The organism is Xenorhabdus yunnanensis, from assembly GCF_028598805.1.
Taxonomy (GTDB): Bacteria; Pseudomonadota; Gammaproteobacteria; order Enterobacterales; family Enterobacteriaceae; genus Xenorhabdus; species Xenorhabdus yunnanensis.
The window spans coordinates 1-1,953 of sequence record NZ_JAQRFI010000138.1; the positions used below are offsets into that span (position 1 = coordinate 1).

General features: G+C 39.6%; 3 protein-coding genes. 1 reads left to right on the top strand and 2 read right to left on the bottom strand.

Going from position 1 to position 1,953, the window contains the following annotated elements:
* The first annotated feature begins 122 nt into the window (after window positions 1-122).
* Complete coding sequence (locus PSI23_RS21135) at window positions 123-944, top strand: antitermination protein Q (RefSeq protein WP_273556920.1); 822 nt, start codon at window positions 123-125, stop codon at window positions 942-944.
* 193 nt (window positions 945-1,137) lie between these two features.
* Here PSI23_RS21135 and PSI23_RS21140 read toward each other — a convergent pair whose 3' ends face one another.
* The gene (locus PSI23_RS21140) at window positions 1,138-1,488 is read right to left on the bottom strand and encodes a DUF3969 family protein (protein WP_273556921.1); all 351 of its coding nucleotides are present in this window, start codon (window positions 1,486-1,488) and stop codon (window positions 1,138-1,140) included.
* The gene (locus PSI23_RS21145) at window positions 1,485-1,901 is read right to left on the bottom strand and encodes a hypothetical protein (RefSeq protein WP_273556922.1); all 417 of its coding nucleotides are present in this window, start codon (window positions 1,899-1,901) and stop codon (window positions 1,485-1,487) included. Before PSI23_RS21145 ends, PSI23_RS21140 begins: the two co-directional genes overlap by 4 nt.
* Window positions 1,902-1,953: the final 52 nt, after the last annotated feature.

Below are 1,953 nucleotides of genomic sequence, written 5' to 3' on the forward strand. Positions count from 1 at the left end.
GTTGTTCAGCGAAACATAGGAGATCTGGCTGTTCTCACTGAGCAATGGGTAATGCGAAAACAATTGCGGGTGATGTATTCGACCCGTCATGACAGGGTTCACACAGTATTGCCGGAGTTAAAATGAATTTAGAATCACTACCGAAGTATTTCTCACCCAAGAGCATTATGTTTAGTGACTCTCCAGCCGCAACCGCTACTGATTCATTTTCAATTACCGATGTTATGGCCTCGCTAGGATTGGCGTCCGCTCAGGCGAGGCTGGGTATTGAACTGTTTTTGGCGAAACACGGGATCAATAGACCAGATGACGCGGTGGAGAGTCTCTACCAGTATGCACTGACGCAGGTTCACAAACACAGTGCAATTGCAAAACTCGATGAGGATATTAGGGGAAATGTCCTGCAAATACTCGCAAATTATGCATTTCAGGATTATGCGAGGAGTGCAGCCAGTAAGAAGCCGTGTCCAGAGATGCATTGTGAGAGTGGGTTTATCACCGTTCGTAAATTCACGACCAAATATGGAACCAGTGAGGGACTGTTAATGAAGGCGTTAGGGTTAAAGCCGACGCGATTTGTTACGTCAATCCATGAAGTGGAAGAGACATGCCGCATTGTCTGTAAGACGTGTAATGGCAAAGCAGAGGTCAGCCATTCATGCCGTTGCAATGGTCGCGGTGAAATTCTAGACAAGAAGCAGACTCAATTAATTGGTATTCCGGTCTACAAAAAATGCCCTAAATGTTCAGGGCGGGGATACTCCAGACTGAAATTTACAGATGTATGGTGTGCAGTGAAACCACTAACGGGGGTATCCAAAACTACCTGTTACGATAAATACCAGCCATTATTTGAGCATCTGGTAACGGAATGTTTTAAAGAGGAGGCTAGAGCTGATTCTATACTGCAAGAACTCACAAAAAGAGAAATAATTTCTAGTTAAATTTAAATGAATAATAAATGACTATTGCATTTTTCGGAAAAATAGCCCATCATTGCTCTAACGATGGGTTATTGTCTCTCGTTGAATCAAAGAAGAATTCTCAGACCTCGCTCCGGCGGGGTTTTTATGCCTAAGACTTAAAAAGATGACAGTTACCCTTGCATCCATTACAGAATAGGTAACTGTCGGATCGTTAGAAACGCTTGATTTCTCGCTCTCTCAATACTTCTTCTTCAACTTTCTCACTATTTTTAATGACTGATAATGTCTTTCTTATCAATTTATTAATCTCAGCTGACAACTCGTGAGGTATTAAGCTTTCTACGCCATCAAGTTCAGTCCCCAGATCAGCAATTTTAATTAATTTTCTGGGTGCTTTTATTTCTTTTAAAGTACGGATAATATCAGGCTGAAATACAAATCCTTCTGCTTCATTAATAGATATCAATTTCTTATCAAGAGAATGCAGCACTCCCAAGATTAAAAAGCTAAAAAATTTCGCAGCGTACTTTTCTTCAAGACAATAACATAATTTCTTCTTCACTTCGTACTCCAATGATTAATTACTTTTACATCAAATACTGGACTACCGCTCTCATGGACAAAATAATGAATAGACACCATTTTACCAGAGCCATCATATCCATTTTTATATATTTTAATCCATTTTCCTTCTTTTTCTTTTCTTAGCTCTATCAATGTATTTTTATTTTTAACACTCTTCCTAATTAGTCCACCGTGTGCAGCTTTAAACCCTGGGGGATATTTGGGCGCATCCTTGATTGATTTGTAAAAGTGCTTAAGATCACTTGAATTACCAAACCAGCTCAACCAGCCCACTTTAGTGAGTGAGATTTGATGCGTGTTTGCCGCCGTATCTGACGCTTGAAAGCTGTGCCCCGAAAAAGAGAGCGATACCAATAGAACGCTAAATAAAACTTTTGTAAATCGATTCATAAGAATGTCCTCAATATAAATAAGCTTTAAAGTATTCTCACAACAGAATTAA